Source organism: Mesorhizobium sp. M0029, from assembly GCF_040323735.1.
In the GTDB taxonomy this organism is placed as follows: domain Bacteria; phylum Pseudomonadota; class Alphaproteobacteria; order Rhizobiales; family Rhizobiaceae; genus Mesorhizobium.
Genome location: NZ_JAMYVF010000001.1, coordinates 382,904 through 405,003, shown reverse-complemented (window position 1 = coordinate 405,003; position 22,100 = coordinate 382,904). Strand labels below are relative to the sequence as shown.

The 22,100-nt window shown below is 62.7% G+C and carries 26 protein-coding genes and 1 pseudogene; 17 read left to right on the top strand and 10 right to left on the bottom strand.

Annotation, left to right across the window (positions count from 1 at the left end):
• Window positions 1–25 precede the first annotated feature (25 nt).
• A complete protein-coding gene (locus NKJ76_RS01990; protein ID WP_023733332.1) occupies window positions 26–964 on the bottom strand; it encodes a diacylglycerol/lipid kinase family protein in 939 nt (312 codons plus the stop codon).
• Between the two features lie 657 nt (window positions 965–1,621).
• On the opposite strand from NKJ76_RS01990, the gene NKJ76_RS01985 reads away from it, so the two are divergent.
• The gene (locus NKJ76_RS01985; protein WP_023733333.1) at window positions 1,622–1,858 is read left to right on the top strand and encodes a hypothetical protein; all 237 of its coding nucleotides are present in this window, start codon (window positions 1,622–1,624) and stop codon (window positions 1,856–1,858) included.
• 118 nt (window positions 1,859–1,976) lie between these two features.
• Here NKJ76_RS01985 and NKJ76_RS01980 read toward each other — a convergent pair whose 3' ends face one another.
• Complete coding sequence (locus NKJ76_RS01980) at window positions 1,977–2,609, bottom strand: hypothetical protein (RefSeq protein ID WP_023733334.1); 633 nt, start codon at window positions 2,607–2,609, stop codon at window positions 1,977–1,979.
• Between the two features lie 284 nt (window positions 2,610–2,893).
• On the opposite strand from NKJ76_RS01980, the gene NKJ76_RS01975 reads away from it, so the two are divergent.
• The gene (locus NKJ76_RS01975; protein WP_023733335.1) at window positions 2,894–3,409 is read left to right on the top strand and encodes a hypothetical protein; all 516 of its coding nucleotides are present in this window, start codon (window positions 2,894–2,896) and stop codon (window positions 3,407–3,409) included.
• A 100-nt stretch (window positions 3,410–3,509) separates the two neighbouring features.
• Complete coding sequence (locus NKJ76_RS01970; protein WP_023705888.1) at window positions 3,510–4,004, top strand: YegJ family protein; 495 nt, start codon at window positions 3,510–3,512, stop codon at window positions 4,002–4,004.
• A 116-nt stretch (window positions 4,005–4,120) separates the two neighbouring features.
• On the opposite strand, the gene NKJ76_RS01965 is transcribed toward NKJ76_RS01970, so the two are convergent.
• Both NKJ76_RS01965 and NKJ76_RS01960 read right to left on the bottom strand, forming a co-directional pair.
• Window positions 4,121–5,089: a DUF3137 domain-containing protein gene (locus NKJ76_RS01965; protein WP_023728221.1), complete on the bottom strand. Its 969-nt coding sequence runs from the start codon at window positions 5,087–5,089 to the stop codon at window positions 4,121–4,123.
• A 45-nt stretch (window positions 5,090–5,134) separates the two neighbouring features.
• The gene (locus tag NKJ76_RS01960) at window positions 5,135–6,181 is read right to left on the bottom strand and encodes a CapA family protein (RefSeq protein ID WP_352536657.1); all 1,047 of its coding nucleotides are present in this window, start codon (window positions 6,179–6,181) and stop codon (window positions 5,135–5,137) included.
• Window positions 6,182–6,328: 147 nt separating this feature from the next.
• On the opposite strand from NKJ76_RS01960, the gene NKJ76_RS01955 reads away from it, so the two are divergent.
• The 5 genes from NKJ76_RS01955 to NKJ76_RS01935 all read left to right on the top strand — a co-directional run bounded on the left by NKJ76_RS01955 (window position 6,329) and on the right by NKJ76_RS01935 (window position 13,591).
• Entirely contained in the window at window positions 6,329–7,594 is a 1,266-nt protein-coding gene (locus NKJ76_RS01955) for a hypothetical protein (protein ID WP_352536656.1), read from the top strand.
• A 122-nt stretch (window positions 7,595–7,716) separates the two neighbouring features.
• Entirely contained in the window at window positions 7,717–10,887 is a 3,171-nt protein-coding gene (gene uvrB / locus NKJ76_RS01950; RefSeq protein ID WP_352536655.1) for an excinuclease ABC subunit UvrB, read from the top strand.
• 215 nt (window positions 10,888–11,102) lie between these two features.
• A complete protein-coding gene (locus NKJ76_RS01945) occupies window positions 11,103–11,438 on the top strand; it encodes a hypothetical protein (RefSeq protein ID WP_023728225.1) in 336 nt (111 codons plus the stop codon).
• Window positions 11,439–11,743: 305 nt separating this feature from the next.
• On the top strand, window positions 11,744–13,270 hold the full coding sequence (locus NKJ76_RS01940; RefSeq protein ID WP_352536654.1) for an ABC-F family ATP-binding cassette domain-containing protein: 1,527 nt from the start codon (window positions 11,744–11,746) through the stop codon (window positions 13,268–13,270).
• 147 nt (window positions 13,271–13,417) lie between these two features.
• On the top strand, window positions 13,418–13,591 hold the full coding sequence (locus NKJ76_RS01935) for a hypothetical protein (protein WP_023672009.1): 174 nt from the start codon (window positions 13,418–13,420) through the stop codon (window positions 13,589–13,591).
• A 49-nt stretch (window positions 13,592–13,640) separates the two neighbouring features.
• On the opposite strand, the gene NKJ76_RS01930 is transcribed toward NKJ76_RS01935, so the two are convergent.
• A complete protein-coding gene (locus NKJ76_RS01930; RefSeq protein WP_023672010.1) occupies window positions 13,641–14,255 on the bottom strand; it encodes a glutathione S-transferase family protein in 615 nt (204 codons plus the stop codon).
• A gap of 218 nt (window positions 14,256–14,473) precedes the next feature.
• Here NKJ76_RS01930 and NKJ76_RS01925 point away from each other — a divergent pair.
• Window positions 14,474–14,815 (top strand): annotated as a pseudogene (locus NKJ76_RS01925) (VOC family protein); the annotation flags it as partial.
• Here the strand turns inward: NKJ76_RS01925 and NKJ76_RS01920 are convergent.
• Complete coding sequence (locus NKJ76_RS01920; protein WP_352460608.1) at window positions 14,722–15,087, bottom strand: hypothetical protein; 366 nt, start codon at window positions 15,085–15,087, stop codon at window positions 14,722–14,724. The pseudogene NKJ76_RS01925 and the gene NKJ76_RS01920 overlap by 94 nt on opposite strands.
• Between NKJ76_RS01920 and NKJ76_RS01915 the strand changes: the two genes are divergently transcribed.
• Window positions 14,974–15,327 carry a DUF1428 domain-containing protein gene (locus NKJ76_RS01915; protein WP_023683729.1) on the top strand — a complete coding sequence of 118 codons (354 nt, stop codon included), beginning with the start codon at window positions 14,974–14,976 and terminating at the stop codon, window positions 15,325–15,327. The genes NKJ76_RS01920 and NKJ76_RS01915 overlap by 114 nt on opposite strands.
• 7 nt (window positions 15,328–15,334) lie before the next feature.
• Here NKJ76_RS01915 and NKJ76_RS01910 read toward each other — a convergent pair whose 3' ends face one another.
• Together NKJ76_RS01910 and NKJ76_RS01905 are read right to left on the bottom strand one after the other, a co-directional pair.
• Window positions 15,335–16,969, bottom strand: a complete 1,635-nt coding sequence (locus NKJ76_RS01910; protein WP_352536653.1) for a tetratricopeptide repeat-containing sulfotransferase family protein — start codon at window positions 16,967–16,969, stop codon at window positions 15,335–15,337.
• Between the two features lie 203 nt (window positions 16,970–17,172).
• Entirely contained in the window at window positions 17,173–17,355 is a 183-nt protein-coding gene (locus NKJ76_RS01905; protein ID WP_023695784.1) for a hypothetical protein, read from the bottom strand.
• A 318-nt stretch (window positions 17,356–17,673) separates the two neighbouring features.
• Here NKJ76_RS01905 and NKJ76_RS01900 point away from each other — a divergent pair, with 318 nt between their 5' ends.
• The 4 genes from NKJ76_RS01900 (at window position 17,674) to NKJ76_RS01885 (ending at window position 18,681) form a co-directional block, all read left to right on the top strand.
• A complete protein-coding gene (locus NKJ76_RS01900) occupies window positions 17,674–17,943 on the top strand; it encodes a hypothetical protein (protein ID WP_023672014.1) in 270 nt (89 codons plus the stop codon).
• Window positions 17,940–18,206: a hypothetical protein gene (locus tag NKJ76_RS01895; RefSeq protein ID WP_352536652.1), complete on the top strand. Its 267-nt coding sequence runs from the start codon at window positions 17,940–17,942 to the stop codon at window positions 18,204–18,206. Before NKJ76_RS01900 ends, NKJ76_RS01895 begins: the two co-directional genes overlap by 4 nt.
• 37 nt (window positions 18,207–18,243) lie before the next feature.
• Window positions 18,244–18,381, top strand: coding sequence for a hypothetical protein (locus tag NKJ76_RS01890; RefSeq protein ID WP_023695786.1), 138 nt, complete (start codon window positions 18,244–18,246; stop codon window positions 18,379–18,381).
• A 90-nt stretch (window positions 18,382–18,471) separates the two neighbouring features.
• On the top strand, window positions 18,472–18,681 hold the full coding sequence (locus tag NKJ76_RS01885; protein WP_352536651.1) for a hypothetical protein: 210 nt from the start codon (window positions 18,472–18,474) through the stop codon (window positions 18,679–18,681).
• Between the two features lie 247 nt (window positions 18,682–18,928).
• Here the strand turns inward: NKJ76_RS01885 and NKJ76_RS01880 are convergent, their stop codons facing one another.
• A complete protein-coding gene (locus tag NKJ76_RS01880; protein WP_352536650.1) occupies window positions 18,929–19,342 on the bottom strand; it encodes a Kazal-type serine protease inhibitor domain-containing protein in 414 nt (137 codons plus the stop codon).
• Window positions 19,343–19,826: 484 nt separating this feature from the next.
• Between NKJ76_RS01880 and NKJ76_RS01875 the strand changes: the two genes are divergently transcribed.
• The 3 genes from NKJ76_RS01875 to NKJ76_RS01865 all read left to right on the top strand — a co-directional run bounded on the left by NKJ76_RS01875 (window position 19,827) and on the right by NKJ76_RS01865 (window position 21,222).
• Window positions 19,827–20,039, top strand: a complete 213-nt coding sequence (locus NKJ76_RS01875; RefSeq protein WP_006202520.1) for a cold-shock protein — start codon at window positions 19,827–19,829, stop codon at window positions 20,037–20,039.
• A gap of 352 nt (window positions 20,040–20,391) precedes the next feature.
• Complete coding sequence (locus NKJ76_RS01870; RefSeq protein ID WP_023672019.1) at window positions 20,392–20,604, top strand: cold-shock protein; 213 nt, start codon at window positions 20,392–20,394, stop codon at window positions 20,602–20,604.
• A 192-nt stretch (window positions 20,605–20,796) separates the two neighbouring features.
• The gene (locus tag NKJ76_RS01865) at window positions 20,797–21,222 is read left to right on the top strand and encodes a BA14K family protein (protein ID WP_023672020.1); all 426 of its coding nucleotides are present in this window, start codon (window positions 20,797–20,799) and stop codon (window positions 21,220–21,222) included.
• 67 nt (window positions 21,223–21,289) lie between these two features.
• Here NKJ76_RS01865 and NKJ76_RS01860 read toward each other — a convergent pair whose 3' ends face one another.
• Window positions 21,290–21,928 carry an MBL fold metallo-hydrolase gene (locus tag NKJ76_RS01860; RefSeq protein WP_352536649.1) on the bottom strand — a complete coding sequence of 213 codons (639 nt, stop codon included), beginning with the start codon at window positions 21,926–21,928 and terminating at the stop codon, window positions 21,290–21,292.
• Window positions 21,929–22,100: the final 172 nt, after the last annotated feature.

Below are 22,100 nucleotides of genomic sequence, written 5' to 3'. Positions count from 1 at the left end.
TGAATCAATCCCTCAACGCCTTGATTCAATATCTCAGCGTCAGCGCTCCGGGCAGGATCTCAAACGTCGCGGGTATACGCCCCGGCGACTCGCCATCTATGTCGACCAGCGCGCCGTTCTTCTCGACATCGCCGATAGGTTCGACCACCACTTTCCGGCCACGCAATATGGTGATGGCCGGATGGTTGCGGTGCCGGCCGCCATAGAGCAGCCGAATATCCCAGATCAGCTTCAGCTTGCCGGCCGCGCGCAGGATGACGATGTCGAACTGGCCGTCGGCGAGTTCGGCGTCCGGGGCGATCATCATGCCGCCGCCGAAGAACTTTCCGTTGGCAACCGCCACCAGCGCCATGCGCGCCTCGACCGGGGTGCCATCGTCGACGGTGATCCTGACGTCCTGGAAGCGGTAGCGGATGAACTCGACCACGGTGCGCCAGAAAAACAGCGCCTTGGCCGACATCCTGCCCTTGCGCTTGTCGGCATTGACCGCACGGTCCGTGGCGCCGGACAGGCCGAGGCTGGCGATATTGATGAAGTGCCGGCTGGCCAGCGCGCCATGGTCGTCGATGTAGCAGATGCGCCCGGCATCGACCTTGCGCGCCTTGGCTTCGGCGATCCGCTTCAACGCCGCATCCACCTCTTTCGGCAGGCCAAGTCCGCGCGCGAAATCGATGCCGGTGCCGCAAGGCAGCAAGGCAAGTTCGGTTGTCCGGCCGCTCTCATCGAATGCCTGCAGCAATCCGTCGGCCACCTCGCTGGCGGTGCCGTCGCCGCCGGCCGCGATCACCAGCCCGAAGCCGCTTGCCGCGAGGTCGAGCGCCAGCCTTTCGGCGTCGCCCTCGGCCTGCGTCTCGCGCAGCTCGAATTCGCCGAAATGCTTTTTCAGCGATGCGGCGACCTCCGGCCAATGCCGTTTCAGCCGGCCGCCGCCGGCAATCGGATTGAGCACCACCCCGACTTTCAATGCGCACCCTCCCCGCACCGAGCCGATAGGCTCGATGCTTTGCCTGCATTGAAGCCCGCGCCAGCCGGCGGAGCAAGGGGCACAGCCGATCAGGCGCCAAAAGCCGGCGGGCTGTCTAATGCAGCTGGAGTCGAAATTCCGAGCTTTGTGGCAAACGATCCCCGATAATCCCGTTATCCACAGGCTCACGCCCATTCCCCAAAACCCTTACCCGGCGTAAGTTTAACCATCTCAGGCGGCTACCGATCGCCACGCCGAAAGGCAAAGCGAAAAGGCGGATTTCCTGAGGCCCGTACGGCCCGAAGCGAGAGCAGGCTTGCTTGTTTGAGGGACGGATGCCGAGACCTACGGGGCCGCGGAAAGCGTGCGAACGCCAACGGCGGACCGATGCTGCCATGAAGGACGGCGAAAACCTTCGATGGCGCGCCGAACGAAGCTCGCAAGGGTGGAGAACGGCGTGGTCTGGAACGGGCACTGCCTTCGGGCGGTGACTGGCAGGACCGTCAAAATCAAGGCCGGCATGGCGCGACGACTTTGCGGAAGTTGCTGCCGCGACCGTGTCCTGATCTGACAGGGAGGCGCTGGGAGAAATCCCGGCGCCGACTGTCTTTTGGGCCAAGGTCCGGTCGGCGAAGCGACGCGTAAGAAGCCGATACTTTGCTGGAACGAGATTTCGGCGCTGACGGAACCATCTTCATCACCAGGCGCGATCAGCAATTCACCGACATGATCCCGCGCCTGATCGACAGAGGCGTGTCCTTCGTCGAGATCGGTGGCAATGACGCGATCATGCTCACCGTGCTTTCGGCGGCAGACTTCGCTCCGCCCGAAGGCGCCCGGGCGCTGTTCAGCCAACCGTTCCGATCGATCCGGCCACCCGTCGCACCGGGCTGATCGTCGCCGTGCGCAAGCTGCACATCGTGCTGCCGGCGCTGTTCGAAGCAGGCGCGAGGCTGGAGCGCGTCTACAACTGAAGCCGCGCCCTGCACCGCGGCCTGCCCGGCGGGCCAAGCTACTTCTTCGGGCCGATGCCCGGGATCAAATTGAGGCCAGCGTTTATATATTCCGGCCGTATGGCGCCGCTGATGAGCGTGAAGGTGGCGAGCATGATGCTGGCCAGCGCACCGTCATGCCATGGCCTGAGGGCCAGCGCGTTGACGGCATAGGCCCAGAATGGGAAGGCGAGCATCGACATGACGATGTTGGCTCCCGGAGCCTCCGCATTGTCGGCTGAATCGCTGACCGATTTCAGATACACCGGCGTCATCGCCAGCGCGACGATCAACATGATCCATGAAATGGTCCAGACGCTGATACCGGCCATTTCAATCTTATAGATGGCTGCCTGCACCTTACCCGGAATGTCCCCCGGATTGCCTTTGGTCTCTTCCGCCACCGCATCGGTCAACGCCTTGGCAACCGGCTGCTCAGTGGCATTGACCAGGATGGAGTTGACGAAGATGAAAAATGCCACGACTTCGGCAGGCACGTACTTCGCAACCCGGTCGAGATAGCCATCGCCGCCTTTCGATCCTTGATCTTCTTGCTTGTCATCGTCGACGCCGAGCGGAGCATCGCCTGGAATACCCTCGAGCGTTGATTCCCTTTTCGGCACAGGCTCGGCGGACCGGACAATTCTTCCCATGACAAACCCCTCCTATATTGTTGTATCGCCCCGTGAGTATCGTAGTAGAAAACCGGGCCAAGAAACAGTTGTCGCGGCCATAGCCGACAAGATTTATTCAGGCCTCTTACTGCAAATGCATCACGCCCCCGCCCTATTGCTACCGGGTGTCTCGAAATCCACCTGTAGTGAGCGGTACCCAAAAACGCATCCCCCGGCTCATCGCGTGATCGCGGCCAAAATCCCGCCTTGTTCGCGCGCGATGGAAGGACTGGCTGCCGGGGGGCAATCCGAAGGACAAGACCGTGCTCAAGACCGCCCTTGTCGCCATGACCATTGTCGGCTGCGACTGCGACGCCAAGCTTTGCGAATATATCGGCGAGACGCCGGCGAAGTGGGCGACCATCGCCGACTGCGAAGCGGCGATGAAAAGCCAGATGCTGCACCAGAAGAACTTCGACTATCCGCTGGTCTCCGGCATATGCCGCAGCAAGGGGTCGGCGTCTTCTTCGCAACTGGCGGCGGCCGCATCCCGCCCGGAACTGAAGCCGGCCAGCCGGAATGTCCAAACCCCGTTGCCGCCGGAACTGAGCCATCGGCCGAGCGTTTCCGTCGGCTCCCCGACGACGGCCATGGAGGCAGCAGCGGCACGGCCGGTCGCCTACGAGCAAGTGGTCGATGGCGGAACAGGCGTGCTCTACCGCACCAGGAACGGCTACGCCGTGGTGAAGACAGATCTCGGCCGCGTCGCGTCGGCAACGGTCGGCATGGCCAAGCGGTCCGCGAACTGGCTGGCGGGCCTGGTGCCGAGCGGGTTGTGAGCGGCCTGCCGGTCGGACCGTACCACGCTGTCGCACTGCCGTGGAAAACTCCAGATAGATGCATGATGGTGTCAGCATCGACACGCAGGAGCGCCATTTCATGAAGCATGCAGTTCGAACCATGCTGTCCCTGGTGCTGGCGTTGGCGCCGATTCCGGCCGGTGCGCAGGATTCCGGCCAGGGCGGCGACAAGGTTGTAGGCGTCGCCAAGGACGATCCGGACATGGCGGCGGCCATTGCGCAGGCGCGCGCCAGCCTCGATGAATTCCTGTCCTTGTCGGATGCGCCGCCAGCCGGGACAACCAGCTACAAATTGAAGGTCGAGGTCAGGGACGGAGACGCCTCGGAGCATTTCTGGATCATCCCCTTCCACAAGACCGCGACCGGCTTTGCAGGAACATTGGCCAATGAGCCGCAAGCGGTGCACAATGTCGTGGCCGGCCAGGAACTCGAATTTAACCGGGACGATATTTCCGACTGGGGCTACACCAGAAACGGTCGCCAGGTCGGCAGCTTCACCGTCTGCGTGATGTTCAAGACGATGGCGCAAGAAGACGTCGAATATTATCGCCAGAACTACGGCTTCGACTGCTGACGAGCGGCAGCCTGGCTAATGCATGCGCCCAAACAGGACCGCCGTTTTGGCGCAACGATATGCATGAAAACAAGACCTGAAGCGCGTCGCATGAATTCGTTTCGACGCGCGGCGCTTTAGGCCTCGCCATCCGTCGCGCCGATCTTGCGCACCAGCGCCGCGGTCGCCAGGATCGCGCCCATATCGGCGATCATCGGCGCGATGTGCTTGGTGTAATCGAGCGGCACGGAAATGGCGGGCAGTTCGAAGAAATTCTTCGGCTGCGGCAAGAGCAGGAAACCATCGCTGCCATTAAGCGCCACCCGCGCCGGATCATCGCGCCATGTCTCGTGCAGCCATTTCAGCGCCTGCGCCAGCCGGCCGCTCACCAGCGGCTGCGCGGCGGCGACATTGTCGGTGCGAAATTCGTAGTCGCCGTCGAGCAGCGGATCGCCGCTGGACAGTTCCTGCATCTTGCCGGCGAAGATGCCGCGGAAGAAACCGACCACCGCGTTGCTGCGGCGCGTCGCGACCAATATGCCGGGGAACGGCGCGATCGTCTCGAACGCAACGATGACGCCCTTGAAGACCGTCGACGAGCCTTTGCCCGAACCTTGGCGCAACTCCGCCTCGTAAAGCTCGAAGGGAAAATCCTCGTAGCGGCCTGACACGATGTCGTCGAAGCTCTGCCGGTTGAAGGCGCCGACCACGGCGCGCGGCAGCCGGTCGAAGGAATTCGGCGTCACGCTGTGCTGATAGCGCACATCCCTGATGAAGCCGAAGATGATCGGCAGCAGCGTGTCACGGAACGATTGCTGCAGCCGCGTCGCCGGCCTGATCGCCAGGAAGTACAGCAGCAGCGCCGCGAAGAAACCGCCGACATAGAGGAACACATGCGGCGTCGAGAACCATTGCTCGTTCAAGTCGGCGACCTTGTTGAACAGCCAGGCCACCAGCACGACAAAAACCAGCAGCAGCCCCAGAAACACCGGCACCCGCCAGCGCACCTGGCGGCAGGCCGAAGCCCGTCCAGCCTCATAGATCTCGATATTCTTCCTGATGCCGGCGACCACCGCTTCATCAGGCATGAACTCAGCTGCTTCCATCGCCCCTCGCAAAGTCCTATTATACCTATGATAACGGGAAAGTCGTCAGTCGCCAAAGATCGCCTTCAGCCTGGCCTCGACCTTGCCCTTCATCCGGCCAGTCAGCGCCTCGACCGGAACCAGCCGCTCATGCCCGCCTGCGCGCAGCCGCATGAAGGGATGCATCCGGTAGCCGGCGATCGCACCGCGCTTGCCGAGATCGGCGCTGACATCGACGACGAAAATGCCGGCGATGCGGCCGGGCCAGGGCTGCCGCGCCAGCGCCGTGCCGAGGAAGTCGCCAAGCCCGTAAGCCACGAGCGTCTTGCCGACCCATTGCACCGGCTGCACGACATGGGCGTGGTGCCCGGCAATCAGCCCCACGCCGTGACCGGCCAGCAACCTCGCCAGCGTTTGCGTTTGCGGCTGCGGAAAATGCCGGAACTCCCAGTCCCAGTGCGGCACCGCACAGGTGAGATCGATGTTCTTGTCGGCCGCGCCTCTCGGCCATGCCGCCGGATCGCTCTGCATCGAGACGAGCTCGGTGAATGGCCCGGCGTCGCCATTGCGCCACAGTGTGAAGGCGGCAAAGCCGATCGTCAGCGGCCCGGCCTTGACCTGCTCGACCGGTCCTTTTTTCGCGGTGCCGATGGTGCGGATGCCAAGCCGCTTCAGCGCCGCAGCCGTCTCGTCGAAACCGGCGACGCCCTGGTCGAGCACATGGTTGTTGGCCAGCGACAGCACGAGCCTTTCGCGCGCGATGCCTACGGCGGCAAGCGCCGCGGCAAGAAACCGCTCGCTCATCGCATGGTGAGTGCCAAGCCGCGTGCCAAACGCCACGCTCGGCCGCTCGACGACCGGACTTTCGCAATTGCCGATCACCAGATCGGCTGAGCCCAAGAGCTTTGCGATCGCCGGATCGCACTCCGGCGCACTATGGTTGGCCACCGCCGAAATATCGCCGACAAAGGCCAGCCGCACCTTCCGCCCTGGCGGTGGATCGATGAGTGTCGTCGCCGCGATCGGCGCAAAATCCCTGACATCGCCGCCAAGCGACGGCTTCAGGAAGCGCGGCAGCCATGACAGTTTGTAGGAAAGCGGATAGTTCGACACGCGACGCCCAATGGTTTGCCCAATCGGTTAGCTTGTGTAGACGGTCTGCCCGGGGAGTGTCGACCGTCAGTCCTTGAAACACTGCCGCCGGCAGACACGGCGCCAAATGCGTGTAATGTCTGCGCAATGGCATAGTGGAGGAATGAGATGACACGTTTTGCAGGCCTGCTGGCGTCCGCCTTCCTCCTGTTGCTGCCTTTATCTTCGGCCCGCGCCGCCGCTCCCGAAGCAGCGACCGCGCTGTTCGAGGCCAAAACGGTGGCTGAGCGCAACCGTGCGCTCACAACGTTTGAGTCTGCAGCGAAAGGCAATCCGGCGTCAGCCTACGCCGCCGGCGCCGGCGAATTCTTCACCGCGCTGGAAATCCTGGCCGGCGGCCTGCACCGCCACGGCTTCGAAAGCCCACAATCCTTCATGCTGCCGCTGATGCGGCTGCCGATTCCGGACAATCCCAATCCCGAACCGCTGACCTATGAGCAGTTCCGCGCCATCCTGGTCGCCTTTCGCGACCGGTTGGAACAGTCGGCGGCGACACTGGGTTCGGTGCCCGCGGGAGCCGATATCGGCATGGTCGTCGACCTCACCCATGCCGGCATCGATCTCAACGAAGACGGTGCCATCGCGCCGGATGAAAGCATCGCGGCGGTCATGGCCGCGCTGTCGCGCGGCGGCATCTCGTCGGACGCCGCCGCTCCCTCGCTCGCCTTCCGCTTCGACCGCGCCGATGGTTACTGGCTGCAGGGCTATGCCGAGTTCCTGATGGCGCAGGCCGATTTCTGGCTGGCGCATGATTTCAGGACCATGTTCGACGGCTCGTTCCACATGCTGTTCCCGCGCGCCAAACTGCCGCTGCAGGACGTTCTGGTGCCTCCCGCCGGGGACATGGGCAGCAGCATCTTCTCATCGGAATGGCGCATCGCGGATTTCATCTCCATGGTTCACCTCGTCAACTGGCCGGTGGTCGAGCCCGAGCGACGTCAAGCGGCGCGCCGCCATCTGCTCGAAATGATCCGGCTGTCGCGCGAGGACTGGAAGGCGATCCGCGCCGAGACCGACAATGACCGCGAATGGCTGCCGGGACCGCAGCAGAAGGGCGAGAACCCGCTCACCGGGCTCGAAGTCGGCGAGGAGCAGGTCAAGGCCTGGCTCGCCACTCTGACCATGGCCGAAGACCTTTTGGAAGGCCGCAAGCTGCTGCCGCATTTCCGCATCACGGCCAGCACCGGCCAGGGCATCAACATGAAGCGTTTCTTCGAAGAACCGAAGCCTTTCGACCTCGTGCTGTCGATTACCGGCCCGGCCATCGCGCCCTACCTCGAGAGCGGTGAGATCGTGACCAGCGGCGAGTTCGACCAGATCCAGCGTCAGTTCGGTGGCGGTGGGTTTTTGACCTTCGCGCTGTGGTTCAATTGAGCAGGTGGCCCGGCTTTGCGTGACACAGCTCCTGACACCCTTGTGTCAGGAGCTTCGACCCGCTTAGTGTCCCTTGCCACTGCACTCTTTCCATTTTGGCGGACTCTGCCCATATTTGGGGCATGGCCAAACTTCCCGAGAAAAAGACACCGTCTCCGGCGGGTGACAACAGCGCTTCGCCGCCCAAGCGGCGCAGCCCGTTGACCGATTTCCTCGATGCTTCGGAGCCCTTGCACAAGGGTGGCTTCGCCGAGGCGCCGCAGGCTGACTTCACCGGCACGCCGCTGAGCGGCTCGATTGCCGACTGGGCAGAGCAGATAGAGCAGGAGGCCGAGAAGGAAGGGCGTAGTTCCGGCGGCGCCAAGCCGCCGAAGGTGGCGAAGAAGATTCCGGAACGCTCAACCTCCCCCGGCCGCAGTTCGCGCGGGACCTCGATGGGCGGCGCGGCAACGGCGCGCGAGCGCACCGCCGCCGGCCTCAACCCGGTCGCCGGTCTCGACATCTCGCTGGAAGACGCCGAGACGATGGCCTCGGGCAGCGTCACCGCGACGGTCGCGGCGCTGTCGGCGCTGATCGAATCCGGCAACCCGCTGCACAAGGACGGCGTGCTGTGGACGCCGCACCGCCCTGCCCGCCCGGAAAAATCCGAAGGCGGCATCGCTATCAAGATGGTGTCGGATTTCGAGCCGGCCGGCGACCAGCCGACCGCCATCAAGGATCTTGTCGAGGGCGTCGATAACAATGACCGCACCCAGGTACTGCTCGGCGTCACCGGCTCCGGCAAAACCTTCACCATGGCCAAGGTGATCGAGCAGACGCAGCGCCCTGCCTTGATCCTGGCGCCCAACAAAACGCTGGCCGCGCAGCTCTATTCCGAGTTCAAGAAATTCTTCCCAGACAATGCGGTGGAGTATTTCGTCTCCTATTACGACTACTACCAACCGGAAGCCTACGTTCCGCGCACCGACACTTTCATCGAGAAGGAATCCTCGATCAACGAGCAGATCGACCGCATGCGCCATTCGGCGACGCGTTCGCTGCTCGAGCGCGACGACGTCATCATCGTCGCCTCGGTGTCCTGCATCTACGGTATCGGCTCGGTCGAGACCTACACGGCGATGACCTTCCAGATGCAGATCGGCGATCGGCTCGACCAGCGGGCGCTGCTCGCCGACCTCGTCGCCCAGCAGTACAAGCGCCAGGACATCAATTTCGTGCGCGGCTCGTTCCGCGTGCGCGGCGACACGATCGAAATCTTCCCGGCCCACCTTGAGGACCGCGCCTGGCGCATCTCGATGTTCGGCGACGAGATCGAGGCGATCACCGAATTCGATCCGCTCACCGGCCAGAAGACCGGCGAGCTGAAGAGCGTCAAGATCTACGCCAATTCGCACTATGTGACGCCGCGTCCGACCCTGAACCAGGCGATCAAGTCGATCAAGGAGGAGCTCAAGCACCGGCTGGTCGAGCTCGAGCGCGCCGGCCGCCTGCTGGAGGCACAGCGGCTCGAACAGCGCTGCCGCTTCGATCTGGAGATGCTGGAAGCCACCGGCTCCTGCGCCGGCATCGAGAACTATTCGCGCTATCTCACGGGACGCCAGCCGGGCGATCCGCCGCCGACCCTGTTCGAATATATCCCTGACAATGCGCTGGTCTTCATCGACGAAAGCCACGTCACCGTGCCGCAGATCGGCGGCATGTATCGTGGCGACTTTCGGCGCAAGGCGACACTGGCGGAGTATGGTTTTCGCCTGCCCTCCTGCATGGACAATCGCCCGTTGCGCTTCGAGGAATGGGACGCCATGCGTCCGCTCTCGGTCGCGGTTTCTGCGACACCCGGCGCCTGGGAGATGGAACAGGCCGGCGGCGTGTTCGCCGAGCAGGTCATCCGCCCGACCGGCCTGATCGATCCGCCGGTCGAAGTCCGCCCGGCGAAAAGCCAGGTCGACGATGTCGTCGGCGAAATCCGCGACACCACGGCCGCCGGCTACCGCACGCTGGTCACCGTTTTGACCAAGCGCATGGCCGAAGACTTGACCGAATATTTGCATGAGCAAGGCGTGCGCGTTCGCTACATGCACTCCGACATCGACACGCTGGAGCGCATCGAGATTCTGCGCGATCTCCGCCTCGGCGCTTTCGACGTGCTGGTCGGCATTAACCTGCTGCGCGAAGGCCTCGACATTCCCGAATGCGGTTTCGTCGCCATCCTCGACGCCGACAAGGAGGGCTTCCTGCGCTCCGAGACGTCGCTGATCCAGACCATCGGTCGCGCCGCCCGCAACGTCGACGGCAAGGTCATCCTCTATGCCGACCAGGTCACCGGCTCGATGGAGCGGGCGATGGCCGAGACCAACCGCCGCCGCGAAAAGCAGATGGAATGGAACGCGGCCAACGGCATCACCCCGGAATCGGTGAAGTCGCGCATCTCCGACATTCTGGACTCGGTCTACGAGAAGGACCATGTCCGCGCCGATATCTCGCAGTTCACCGACGGCGCCGGTGCGATGATGGGCAACAATCTCAAGGCTCATCTCGACGCCATGGAAAAGCAGATGCGCGACGCCGCCGCCAATCTCGACTTCGAGAAGGCCGCCCGCATCCGCGACGAGATCAAGCGGCTGCGCGAGATGGAACTGTCCATCTCGGAAGACCCTCTGGCCAAATACGCCGACATGGAAAGCCCGGTCTCCGGCCGCGAGAAGGGCAAGCACAACAAGGGCGTGGCCAAGCACCGTACGGCTGAGGAACAGGAGCGTTTTCGCAAGTTCGACGACGCACGCGCGGCTGAAGAGGCGGCCAGGGCTGCCCGGTCCAACCTCTTCCGCAAGCCGGCGCTCGACGAAATGGGTGCCGACGGCGCCGTGCCGGTGAAGAAACCGCTGTTTGCCAAGCCGTCGATCGACGATATGGGGCCTGGTACCGACATGCCGACACCGGCCGGAGCGGTATCGCGCTCGTTGTTCAAGAAACAGTCGGCGCAGGAAGCGCACGGCTCCGACTTCGGCATTCCGGGTGATGCCACCAAGCCGCTGTTCAAGAAAAACTCGCTGGACGAGATGACCGTACGGCGGACCGAAAAGCCGGTCGAAGGAAAAGTGCCGGCCAAGCCAAACCCAATCTCCCCCCAAGTGGGGGAGATGTCCGGCAGGACAGAGGGGGGCGCGAAGGATCGCGACGATTCCCCCAAGCCAATCATTCGCCAGCGTGCTGGCATCGGCTCCTACGAGGACCCAGGCGATGCGCGTCGTGATAAGCGGCGGCCGGGGAAGACGGGACGGCCAGGAAAGTAAGCGCCCTTTCCCTTCTCCCCTTGTGGGAGAAGGTGGATCGGCGCGCAGCGCCGAGACGGTTGAGGGGTGTTCCAGCGGAGTGAGACGTTGGTGTTTTCTGGAACACCCCTCGTCCGACCGAGCTTCGCTCGGCCACCTTCTCCCACAAGGGGAGAAGGTAAGAACCGACCCGCTGCACCGTTGCGAATTTTCGACGCCGGCCACTAGAATGCGTGATGATCGTCACGCGCAGACTTCAGGAAGACGAGTTCAAGGCTTGCTTCGCCGAGCCCATGACGAACGTCACCGCCAAGGCAGAGGCTGCCGTGGACATATGGCCGTATGTCGAGGCGCTGGATCTCGATGAGATCGGCCTGCCCTATTTGAACGACGTCCACTATGTCTACCGGGATGCCCAAAACCGGTTCGATCAAGTTCTGATTGGCACCGGCAGGTTCAACGCCCTGCTTGTGATCGTTGTTGATCTTCACAGGAGCGCAGTGTTCGGACATTTCCTGCTGGATCCAAACAGGGAATACGGAGTGAGCGGAGGCCATCTGAGGCCCGTGTGACAGTAGCGGCCGATTGCCAACCGACCCGCCCACTTGCCACCACCCCCGCCTTTGGTGTAATCGCTCCACACGCTCAAAGTTTTGTCTTGAAAGGAGGGCTGCGTGTCTATCGATCACCATCGTCAGCGTGGCCCGATTTCTGCCCTGCGAGTTCGCTTGCAGGGCTGACCAGGGACATCACGGGTTTTTTCCCGCTTCGATTTTTTTGGTCTGCCCTTCGTGGTGCGCAAAGCTGAGCCTGATGGCCGGCACGCGCACCGTCAAAGTGCATTGAGCCGGACACCGGCAAGACCAGAGAAATCACAATGGCCCTGATCAGCCTCAAATCCCTCGGCGTCACCATGAGTGCGCCGCTGTTTTCCAACCTCGACCTCACCATCGGCACCGGCGACCGGCTCGGCATCGTTGCCGCCAATGGCCGTGGCAAGTCGACCTTGCTGAAGTGCCTGACCGGCGCAATGGAGCCGACCTCCGGCGACATTTCCCGCACGCGCGGCCTGCGCGTCGGCCATGTCGAACAATCCGTTCCTCCTGCCCTTCTCGGCCGCAGCTTCCACCAGGTGGTGGCCGACGCCTTGCCGGCGGGGCAGGCCGACAGCGAGATGTGGCGGGTCGACGTGGCGCTGGATTCGCTCGACGTGCCCGAGCCGATGCGCGAACGGCCGATGCAGGCGCTGAGCGGCGGATGGCAGCGGCTGGCGCTGATTGCCCGCGTCTGGGTCACCGACCCCGATGTGCTTTTGCTCGACGAGCCCACCAACCATCTCGACCTCGCCAAGATCAGCCAGCTGGAAAGCTGGCTGATCGCCCTGCCTCGCGAGGTGCCGGTGGTCATCGCCAGTCACGACCGCGCCTTTCTCGACGCCGTCACCAACCGCACGCTGTTCTTGCGCCCGGAGGACTCGCCGGTGTTTGCACTGCCCTATTCCAGGGCGAGGCAAGCGCTCGACGACCTGGACGCTTCGACGGCGCGCCGGTTCGAGCGCGACATGAAGGTGGCGCAGCAACTGCGCAAGCAGGCCGCCAAGCTCAACAACATCGGCATCAATTCCGGCAGCGACCTTTTGACGGTGAAGACCAAGCAACTCAGGGAACGGGCGGAGAAGCTGGAAGACGCCGCGGTATCGGCGCATCGCGAGAAATCAGCCGGCGCGATCCGGCTGGCCAACCGCGGCCCCCATGCCAAGGTGCTGATTACGCTGGACGACGCCACGGTGGAAACGCCGGACGGCATGCTGCTGTTCAAGACCGGCAAGCGCCACATCTGCCAGGGCGATCGCATCGTGCTGCTCGGCCGCAACGGCGTCGGCAAGTCGCGTTTCGTCAACCTGATCCGCAATGCCATCTCCGAGCCTGACACGGTGCCGAACGTCAAAGTGACGCCGTCGACGGCGCTCGGTTACAGCGACCAGGCGCTGGCCGGCATCAGTGGCGACGACACGCCGCTGGCCATGGTCTCGCGCCGCTACGATGTCGGCGAGCAGCGCGCCCGTTCGCTGCTTGCCGGCGCCGGCGTTGTCATTGAGATGCAGGAGAAGAAGATCGGCGTGCTGTCCGGCGGCCAGAAGGCGCGGCTGATGATGCTGGCGCTGAGACTCGCCAACCCCAACTTCTACCTGCTCGACGAGCCGACCAACCATCTCGACATCGACGGCCAGGAAGCGCTGGAGGAGGAACTGCTCAAGCACCAGGCGAGCTGTGTGCTCGCCTCGCACGACCGTTCCTTCATCCGCGCCATCGGCAACCGCTTCTGGCTGATCGACAAGCGGAAGCTGACCGAAGTCGAAGACCCCGAGGATTTCTTCCGCTCAGTGGCTGAAACGGCGGGCTGAGGAACTACCACCATGGGCCGCACTGTGTTGCGGCCCATGGTTTCACATCTCCCAGAATATTTTCAGCGCTCTGTCGGATCGCCTGAACCTGCTGCGTCCTTGGGATGCCGACACGATGATGCCGGCTTCATCTGAGGAGAACGCATCATGTCCATCCTGTCATCCATAGGCCGCGTCGCCGCCCGTTACGCACAGAACCGCGCCCGCTATCGCAGCGAGCGCGAGCTTCTGGCCCTGCCGATCGAACTGCGCAAGGATATCGGCTGGCCGGAAATCCTCATCGACGCGCAAAACGGCCCGCGGATCTGCAGGGCGCCCTGACCATGCGGTCGGGAAAGATCGATGCAGGCCGCCGCGGGGCGACCGTTGCTCAGTCATGCGTATCGCCCGACAGCGGCGTCGCCTGCATCGATCGACGCTTTTCGAACGCCTCGAACCAGCGCGTCAGCCGCGCCCGCGCGCGAAAGGACGGCAGCTGGCGGAACGCCATCCAGGACAGCGTGGTGGCAAGCGCTATATGGCCGACATGGAGCGGTGTCTCGTCGTCCAGCGCGCTTTCGATCCAGTCATAGCTGGCCTCGATTTTTTCCCGGTAGCCTTCGGCAAGCGCTGCATAGCGCAACTGTTCGGGCCGCCTTTCCGTCTCCCAGCGCAGGCCTATGCCCGTCTGCGCCAGGCCTTGGGCGACCGCCTGCAACCGCAACGCCTGCCAGCGCGCTTCGCCGTCCTGCGGCAGCAATTTGCGGCCGTCATGCAGCGTATCGAGATAGGCGCAGATGACATCGGAATCGAAGAGCGGCGGCGCATCCGGCCGCAGCAGCACCGGCACCTTGCCGAGCGGGTTTTCGGCGTAGACACTGGCATTGCGCAAGGTCGGGCTGGTCTCGTGATGAATGACCTCGAGCCGGTCGGCAAGCCCGACCTCATGGGCGAAGACGAGCGCTTTGCGCGCAAAGGGCGAATGGGTCTGGTAATAGAGGATCATTGTCGTCTCAACGGGGTTAAAGGAGCAGTCCCCTTTCTAGCCTGCTGACAGCGAGCATTGCGCTCTGATTGGGCGCCGCCGACGCAAGTTCATTTCACCCCAAAAATCGCATCGGCCCAGAAAATCGCATCAGACATGTAGGATCGCCGCCGCCTGGTTCGTCCTAGGGTTCGCAAGGCCAACCAAGCGCCCAGACCAAACCCAAAGAGGAACAAGACATGACCGACCAGACCCCCATTCAGCCGGCCGCGAAAGTTCTCGGTGGATTGACCCCCTATCTGCAACTAGACGGCGCCTTCAAGGCCGCCGAGTTCTACAAGAAGGCCTTCGGCGCCGAGCAGGTGTTCTTCTATCCGCCCGATGACCAGGGCCGCACCATGCACATCCATCTCCACATCAACGGCTCGACGCTGATGATTTCCGATTTCTACCCCGAAAACGGCATGCCTGCCGTCAAGCCGCAGGGCTATACCATGCAGCTCCATCTCGGCGCCGACGAGATCGATGACTGGTGGAAGCGCGCGGTCGATGCCGGCTGCGAAGTCGCAGTGCCGCTGCAGCTGATGTTCTGGGGCGACCAGTGGGGCAACATGCGCGATCCCTTCGGGGTCGAATGGGCGATGAACGCGCCGGCGAAGAAAGACTGACCACTGCTGACAAAGCTCCTCACCGGCTGACGCCGGTAAGGAGCTTTGTGAGATACTCCAAGGAGAACCTGATGTCCTATGTCGATGGTTTCGTGCTCGCCGTGCCGAAGGCAAATATCGATGACTACAAGAAGCTGGCCAACCTCGCAGGCCCGATATGGAAGGAACACGGAGCGCTCGCCTATGTCGAATGTATCGCCGACGACGTGCCCTATGGTGAGTTGACCTCGTTTCCGCGTGCCGTTCAGGCAAAAGACGACGAGATCGTCGTCTTTGCTTGGGCCGTCTATTCGTCCAGGCAAAGCCGCGACGCGGTAATGGCCAAGGTGATGGCCGATCCCCGTTTGACACCCGATTTGGGGCCCATGCCCTTCGATATGAAGCGCATGATCTTCGGCGGCTTCCAGCCCTTCATCGAGCTTTAGCCGCTGCTCAGTCCAGCTTGTCCAGCAGCGGCTTCAACCTGTCGCCATAGCGCTTCCAGAGATCGACCGAGCCCTGATACATCGGCTGGCGCACCTGCGCGGCCGAGGCCGTGCGCACCGGGCGGTCGGTCTCGTGGAACGACAGCGCCTTGTCGTCCCAGGACAGGCCGAGATGCCCGATCAGCGCCCGCGTCTGTCCCTCCTGGTCGGCCACGAAATCCTCGTAACGCACGTCATGGACGACGCCCGGCAGAACATCGTGCCAATGCGTCATGATGTCGGTGTAGATGTTGTGGAAATCGGCGAGCTCGCCCAGATCATAGCCGTAGCGGTGGTTGTCGCCGCGGAAATGCACCTTGTAGATCGAAAGGCAGGTCGCCGCCGCATCGCGCGCGCAATGGATGATCTTGGCTTTCGGCAGCATCATATGGATGAAGCCGATGAGCAGGAAGTTGCCGGGCATCTTGTCGGTGACATGCCTGAAGTTGGGATAGCGCTCATGCAGCATGTCGAGATAGGCTTGGCCCGCCTCCGCAAACTCCGCGTCGGATACATCGACCAGTCCCCAGGGGAAACCTCCCGGCATGGTCAGCGGAAATTGCTTGCCGACCGCGGTTTTCAACATGCTGAGCTCGCCCGCGCCATAGACTTGTGGATGGCTGGCGATGATCTGTTCGACCAGCGTGGTGCCGGAGCGCGGCATGCCGACGACGAAAATCGGCGTGTCGTCGGAGATTGCACTTGGCTTGTGCTTTTCGAAAAAGCCGGCGTTGAACACCGTCTTCATCGCCTCGAATTCGGCCCGCGTCCTGACCGGATCATAATCGATGCCCTTGCGGCGGATCGCATTGCCTTCAGCGAAATAGTCGAAGGCCCTGTTGTAGTCCTTCAAATCGTCATTGGCCTTGCCGAGACCGAAGGACAGCTGCATGCGTGCCAGGCTGTCGGCCGGCGCCTTGGCATGCTGGGCCTCCATGCCGGCGAGTTCGGCGTCGCGCTCCTTTTGGCGCTTGACCTGCGTCAGCATCAGCCAGGCTTTTGCCATGCCTGGCGTGATCGCCAACGCCTGCCGGAACAGGTCGGCCGCCTCATCGAGCTTGCCTTTTTCCATCAGCCCGACGCCGAGCCCGTGCAACAGGTCGGCATCCCTGGGCCGGATCGTCAGCGCCTCGCGAAAGGTCGCCAGCGCCTCGTCCAGACGACCGGCTTCCTGCAACGTTTCGGCAAGCCCGATGCGGGCGCGGACATGGAAGGGATTGCGCCCGATTGTGCCGCGATAGATGTCCTCCGCAGCTTCGAACTGGCCGAGCTGTTTCAACGCCGAACCCAGATTGTCGCGTGCCGCGAGCTGGTCGGGCTTGAGATCTACCGCGCCGCGGAAGAAATCGGCGGCCGCTGCGATGCGGCCGAGATCGCGCATCACCGTGCCGAGATTGTTGAGGAAATCGGGATTCTTCGGCTGCAGATGCACCGACTGCTCGATCAGCTCCAGCCCTTCGGGGCTGCGCCCGGTCTGGTGCAGCAGCAGGCCCAGGAAATGCGCCGCTGCCGGGTGATTGGCCTTGCGCGCCAGCACCTGCCGGTACAGCGTCTCGGCCTCCTGCCGGCGCCCGCCCTGATGCAGCTGCAGCGCCTGCTGCACATATTGGTCGAGGCCCAGCGGCGGCTGTCCGCCAGCTCCAGCACCCGCCGCTCTTCTCTGATCTCTGTTGATGGGAAACCTGCCGTGTTTGTCCGCTTGCCGGACCTAAGGCATGGAAGAGACAGATTCAAGGGTGCCGCCGGATATCCTCTTCGGTCCGGACAAGGTGTTGCTGCGGTTGAACCCAAAGCAGCGCAGCCCGGTCAAATCAACCGGTTGCTTTCGGCGAGCCGGCGCTCCCGCCGCTGCGTGCCGTCGGTGTCGGCAATCTTGCGCCGTGCCGCTTCGTCGCTTCTTATCGTCAGGCGCACTGACATTGCCTTGGGGAAGAGGACGATTGGCTCGATTGTTGCGGTCGGACGATCCGGCGTTTTCATGATTCTCATATATTTTGCCCTTCGTAAAAAATAATCTTAGGCACTGAATAATTATTCCGATGCTCTCTAAATAAGAAACTGGCTGATATTGTTCCAGGATAGCAGATTTATTAGAGGTTTATACGAGAAATTTTTATATCGGTCGAGCCGTGGCGGAAATCAGCTTGAATAATCAGCAATTTCGGATTATTGGTCTGAGATCGTTTTTTGGGCCAAGCTTGGCATATAGCGGCGTCGGAGATACTCGACCCGCCAAACTCATTCCAATCGCCGATGGTTGAGTTCCCTGTTGATGCCGGAAAGCATCGACGAACCAGAGCCAAGCCAATGCCGGATCGCACCACCCGTTCCATCGCCCATTTCGCGGCACCCTTCGTGCTTGGCGGGCTGGAAGGGCAACTGCCGGCCGGCGACTATGACATCGATCACGACGAAGAGCTGATCGAGGGCATGTCGCGGCTTGCCTGGCGTCGCGTCGCCACCTTCATCCATTTGCCGGCAAGGGCGGTGAAGAACCCGGCCACCAGCCAGCTTGTCGCCATCGACTACCTCGAACTCGAAACAGCGCTGAGGCGCGACCAGGAGAACGCAGCATGATCCGCTTCCAGCAGAATGCGCGTCCGCGCACCGACACGCCCTCGCACCTCTTCGCCGTCGGCCAGACCGTGCGCATGAAGAGCCGCAGCGGGCTCGCCCAGAAGACCGCCGAGCTGTTTCAGATCAAGAGCAGATTGCCGGTCAAGGATGGCTCGCCGCAATATCGCATCCGCAGCGAGCAGGAGACGTATGAGCGGGTCACCACGGAAGACAACCTCGAAGTAGCGGACCCCCCGGCTGTCCCCGACAGCCCGGCCGTCTGACACCGCACCCACCCAGCACGTACGAAGGAGCAGACGGATGGCCAAGGGTCAGCAGCGCAGCAATCGCGAAACGCGCAAGCCCAGGAAAGACAAGGTGGTGGCCAAGGCCGCCTCCCCGTTCGGTTCCTCGGTCAAGCAAGCCGAGAGCAGCCTCAAGCCGAAGTCGAAGGGCTGACCAGGCAGGGCGCGCCTGGCGCACCTGCCGGCAATGGACTGACGATCTCGGACTGACGATCTCGCGCAAAACTCTGCAACGGAGGCGTGCTTGACGTTCTTCGTCGAGCCGCTCGCGCGACGTCGACGAAGCCACGCTCGACAAGGTATCGCTGGACGCGCCGAACCTGCGCGCCGCCCTGCAGGGCGCCACCTGTTCCACAGCCTCGCCATGCCGCAGATCCCCGACCGTCTGCGCATTTGCGACGAGGACGGCGCAGAGCTTTATGCCGGCGCGGCCGACGGGGCGTATTCGGCGTAGGCAACCACTCCGATCCGCGACCTTGCCTTCTCCCTTGGGGGTGAGAAGCGGTCCGCGCAGCAGACGAAAAGCCAATTGTTGGCTTTTCGTTTCGAACGCCCTGAGCCTGCGAAGGACCAAGGGTGGTCCGGTCCACCCGCCCGGTCCCCGCTGCTTCGCAGGGTCCCGGCATTCGCCGCCTTTTATCGTGCCAGTGGGACGGTGAATTCGCCTCCGGCGGACTCACCCGACAGGGGAGAAGGAAAAATCAGCAGGGGCCGTCCTCGACGACGCGGTAGTCGGCGGCACGAGCCTCGCAGGCGTTGGGAAAGGTGCGCAGTTCGCCATGGCGACGGGAGCAGACTGGGGCGTATTCGCGCGTGCAGAATGTCGGCTCTTCGCCGCCACCACCGCCACCACCGCCGTCGCGGCAAGGGCCGTCGCGAACGATGCGGTAGCCTTCCCGTTCGGCAAGGCAGGCATTGGCGAAGGTCTGGCGGTCACCGCCGCGCCGCGCGCAGACCGGCTCGTATTGCCTGGTGCAGAATTCCGGTTCCGGCCGTGGCGGGCGCGGACGTGGTCCCGGCCCGTCATCGACGACGACGGTGCAGGCCGCAAGAAGACCCGACAGGAAGAGAATAGTAAAACCCTGGCGCGAGAATATCGTCGCAAGAAATCTCATGAATATGCCTCCCTCGAGACCCCCGTCCCCGGCGCAAAACGCGCCTGTCGATCCTCGCCATTCCCTTGCCAAATGCAACCCCCGTTTGCGGCGCGGGAGCCATACGATGCCCGGCCCGCGCATTGGTTTGGCCCTGGACCAGACCGCCGGACCATGCGTGGCCGGGCTCTGGCTGATGAACTCTTAAGAACCCAGGTTTATCGAAGCGCCTTCGTTGGGATGCGTCGATGGACGCGGCCCGCGGCGCTATCTTGCAACTATCACGTTTCCGTGCGATAAATTTTGTGTTCGGGCATTTGCGACCCGGAGAGCGGAACGTTTTGGACGACCTTTCCCCGATACTGTGAATCTCTGACGGCCCCGTTTTCGGCGGGGGGTTTTACCATGCGCAAATGCAGGACTGCCGAAGCAACCACCGGGACTTGCCCACGATGCCAGGCGGCGGGCAAACCATAAGACTGACACGGGTGAAGGAGTTTCCCCAATGGCCCAGACCGGCACCGTTAAATTCTTCAACGCGACCAAAGGCTTCGGCTTCATCACGCCCGACGGCGGCGCCAAGGATGTGTTCGTCCACATTTCCGCGATCGAGGCCTCGGGCCTGCGTACCCTCGTCGACGGCCAGAAGGTCACCTTCGACGTTGAACCCGACCGCATGGGCAAGGGTCCGAAGGCGGTCAACCTCCGCGCGGCCTGAACCGGCGGTGCCCGCGCGCCCGTCAGGGCGCTCGAAAAAGCACCTCAAGCGTGTTTGAACCGGCTTTGTCAGCCGTCCAGAGTTTCGAAGGCGCGACGTTTCCCGTTGCGCCTTTTTCATGTCCGCCGTCGCCGCAGGCAAAGGACGCTTTACCGGTCAATGCCGTGGCTGATCGCCGGAGCAATCGTCTGGCGCGAATTGCCTTCGGTGCCACGATCTATTTGAGCAGCCTTCAGCGTTGCCGCCGTCGCCAAAACTTTCTCTTGCCGATAGCGCTAAAATAAAGGACAAATTTCCCTTCGGGCATTTGCCGGCCCGAAACTGGACTTTGTGGGATCAAAGGGAGCTTCCCATGCCGCAGACCGGCACCGTCAAATTCTTCAATCATGCCAAAGGCTTCGGCTTCATTACGCCCGACGACGGGCAGAAGGATGTCTTCGTTCATATTTCGGCCGTGCAGGCTTCGGGTCTTTCCGGTCTGGAGGATGGACAGAAAGTGACATTCGACACCGAGCCGGACAAGCGCGGCAAGGGTCCGAAGGCCGTCAACCTGTCGGTCGGCTAAGCCGGCTCAAGACAGTCCGGACGGAGATTGACGAGGCGGAGCGCCTTGCGTACGCGCTTGGTTTTGCCGCAAGAACTGGATCGTATCAGCCAATTCCGTTCAGCCCCCGTTCAGCCACGGTCTTCTATTAATCGTCCCCCAGGCTGGACCGCATCCCCGAAAACTATCCGGGCCGGCACGAAGGAGACCAAAATGAATCGCATTTTCAAGACCGCCATCCTGGGCGCCGCTCTCGCCGCAACCACCCTCGCCACCTTGCCTGCCGCCAATGCCAAGGACTGGAACCGCTGGCATCATGGCCATGGTCGTCATCATAATGGCGACGCGCTTGCGGCCGGTGTCGTCGGCCTTGCGGCCGGCGCTCTGATCGCCGGTGCGCTGAGCAACCCGCAGCCGCGCTACAGCAGCTATGACGACGACTATGACTATCGCGAAGTGCGGCCGGCGCCGGTGCGCCGTTACTATGCCGAACCGCGGGTCGTCTATGCCGACCGCTATGCCGAGCCGTGGACCCGCGACTGGTACGAATACTGCTCGGACCGCTACCGGAGCTTCAATGCCCGCAGCGGCACGTTCACCGGCAATGACGGTGAGCAGCATTTCTGCGTCGCGAATTGAGCTTCCCTGTCCCACAAAAAGCGCTGACCGCAAGGCCAGCGCTTTTTTTCTTGGCAGAAAGACATCGCTAAGTCAGGAAGGGATTGGTCCGCCTTTCCTCGCCAAAGCGGCCACCCGGGCCGTGGCCGCAGATGAAGCCGATCTCGTCACCGAGCGGCAAAAGCTTGTTCTTAATCGAGGCGATCAGCGCCGCATGGTCGCCGCCCGGCAGGTCGGTGCGCCCGACCGAGCCGCGAAACAGCACGTCGCCGACATGAGCGAACTTCGCCGCGCGATTGTAGTATACGACATGGCCGGGCGCATGGCCGGGGCAGTGCAGCACCTCGAACATATGTGAGCCGAACGAAACCGTCTCGCCCTCTGCGAGAAACCGGTCGGGCACGCAGTTGCGCGCCCCGGCAATGCCGTAGCGCTGGCCCTGGTTCTCGAGATTGTCGAGCAATAGCTTGTCGGCTTCGTGCGGGCCGATGATCTCGATGCCGAGTGCTTCCTTCAGCTCCATGGCGCCGCCGGCGTGATCGATGTGGCCATGGGTGATCCAGATCGCAGCGGCGGTGATCGCATTGTCCCTCAGCACCGCCAACACCTTGTCGATGTCGCCGCCCGGATCGACGACGACGCCATGCTTGTCATCCATGTCGAACAGGATGGTGCAGTTCTGCTGGAAAAGCGTGACCGGCACGATGCCGGCATTGAGCTGACCCATGATTGTCCTTTCGCTGTTCCAGCGTGATGTAGAGGCACGGGCGAAGGCCGTCCACTGCTGAAAGGCAAACAGTCCGTCCCAAAACAGAAATGGGCGGCCCAACGGCCGCCCATTTGACGAAGCCTCAGTCTCAAGCAATTCCAGGAAAAGTGTAAAGCGGTTTTCCGTCCGG

What these genes read in the sequence shown, in the direction of transcription:
- NKJ76_RS01980 (WP_023733334.1), bottom strand. Translation starts at nt 2,609, where the DNA reads ATGGGAAGAATTGTCCGGTCCGCCGAGCCTGTGCCGAAAAGGGAATCA.
- NKJ76_RS01970 (WP_023705888.1), top strand. Translation starts at nt 3,510, where the DNA reads ATGAAGCATGCAGTTCGAACCATGCTGTCCCTGGTGCTGGCGTTGGCG.
- NKJ76_RS01965 (WP_023728221.1), bottom strand. Translation starts at nt 5,089, where the DNA reads ATGGAAGCAGCTGAGTTCATGCCTGATGAAGCGGTGGTCGCCGGCATC.
- NKJ76_RS01955 (WP_352536656.1), top strand. Translation starts at nt 6,329, where the DNA reads ATGACACGTTTTGCAGGCCTGCTGGCGTCCGCCTTCCTCCTGTTGCTG.
- uvrB (WP_352536655.1), top strand. Translation starts at nt 7,717, where the DNA reads ATGGCCAAACTTCCCGAGAAAAAGACACCGTCTCCGGCGGGTGACAAC.
- NKJ76_RS01945 (WP_023728225.1), top strand. Translation starts at nt 11,103, where the DNA reads ATGATCGTCACGCGCAGACTTCAGGAAGACGAGTTCAAGGCTTGCTTC.
- NKJ76_RS01940 (WP_352536654.1), top strand. Translation starts at nt 11,744, where the DNA reads ATGGCCCTGATCAGCCTCAAATCCCTCGGCGTCACCATGAGTGCGCCG.
- NKJ76_RS01935 (WP_023672009.1), top strand. Translation starts at nt 13,418, where the DNA reads ATGTCCATCCTGTCATCCATAGGCCGCGTCGCCGCCCGTTACGCACAG.
- NKJ76_RS01930 (WP_023672010.1), bottom strand. Translation starts at nt 14,255, where the DNA reads ATGATCCTCTATTACCAGACCCATTCGCCCTTTGCGCGCAAAGCGCTC.
- NKJ76_RS01915 (WP_023683729.1), top strand. Translation starts at nt 14,974, where the DNA reads ATGTCCTATGTCGATGGTTTCGTGCTCGCCGTGCCGAAGGCAAATATC.
- NKJ76_RS01905 (WP_023695784.1), bottom strand. Translation starts at nt 17,355, where the DNA reads ATGAGAATCATGAAAACGCCGGATCGTCCGACCGCAACAATCGAGCCA.
- NKJ76_RS01900 (WP_023672014.1), top strand. Translation starts at nt 17,674, where the DNA reads ATGCCGGATCGCACCACCCGTTCCATCGCCCATTTCGCGGCACCCTTC.
- NKJ76_RS01895 (WP_352536652.1), top strand. Translation starts at nt 17,940, where the DNA reads ATGATCCGCTTCCAGCAGAATGCGCGTCCGCGCACCGACACGCCCTCG.
- NKJ76_RS01890 (WP_023695786.1), top strand. Translation starts at nt 18,244, where the DNA reads ATGGCCAAGGGTCAGCAGCGCAGCAATCGCGAAACGCGCAAGCCCAGG.
- NKJ76_RS01880 (WP_352536650.1), bottom strand. Translation starts at nt 19,342, where the DNA reads ATGAGATTTCTTGCGACGATATTCTCGCGCCAGGGTTTTACTATTCTC.
- NKJ76_RS01875 (WP_006202520.1), top strand. Translation starts at nt 19,827, where the DNA reads ATGGCCCAGACCGGCACCGTTAAATTCTTCAACGCGACCAAAGGCTTC.
- NKJ76_RS01870 (WP_023672019.1), top strand. Translation starts at nt 20,392, where the DNA reads ATGCCGCAGACCGGCACCGTCAAATTCTTCAATCATGCCAAAGGCTTC.
- NKJ76_RS01865 (WP_023672020.1), top strand. Translation starts at nt 20,797, where the DNA reads ATGAATCGCATTTTCAAGACCGCCATCCTGGGCGCCGCTCTCGCCGCA.
- NKJ76_RS01860 (WP_352536649.1), bottom strand. Translation starts at nt 21,928, where the DNA reads ATGGGTCAGCTCAATGCCGGCATCGTGCCGGTCACGCTTTTCCAGCAG.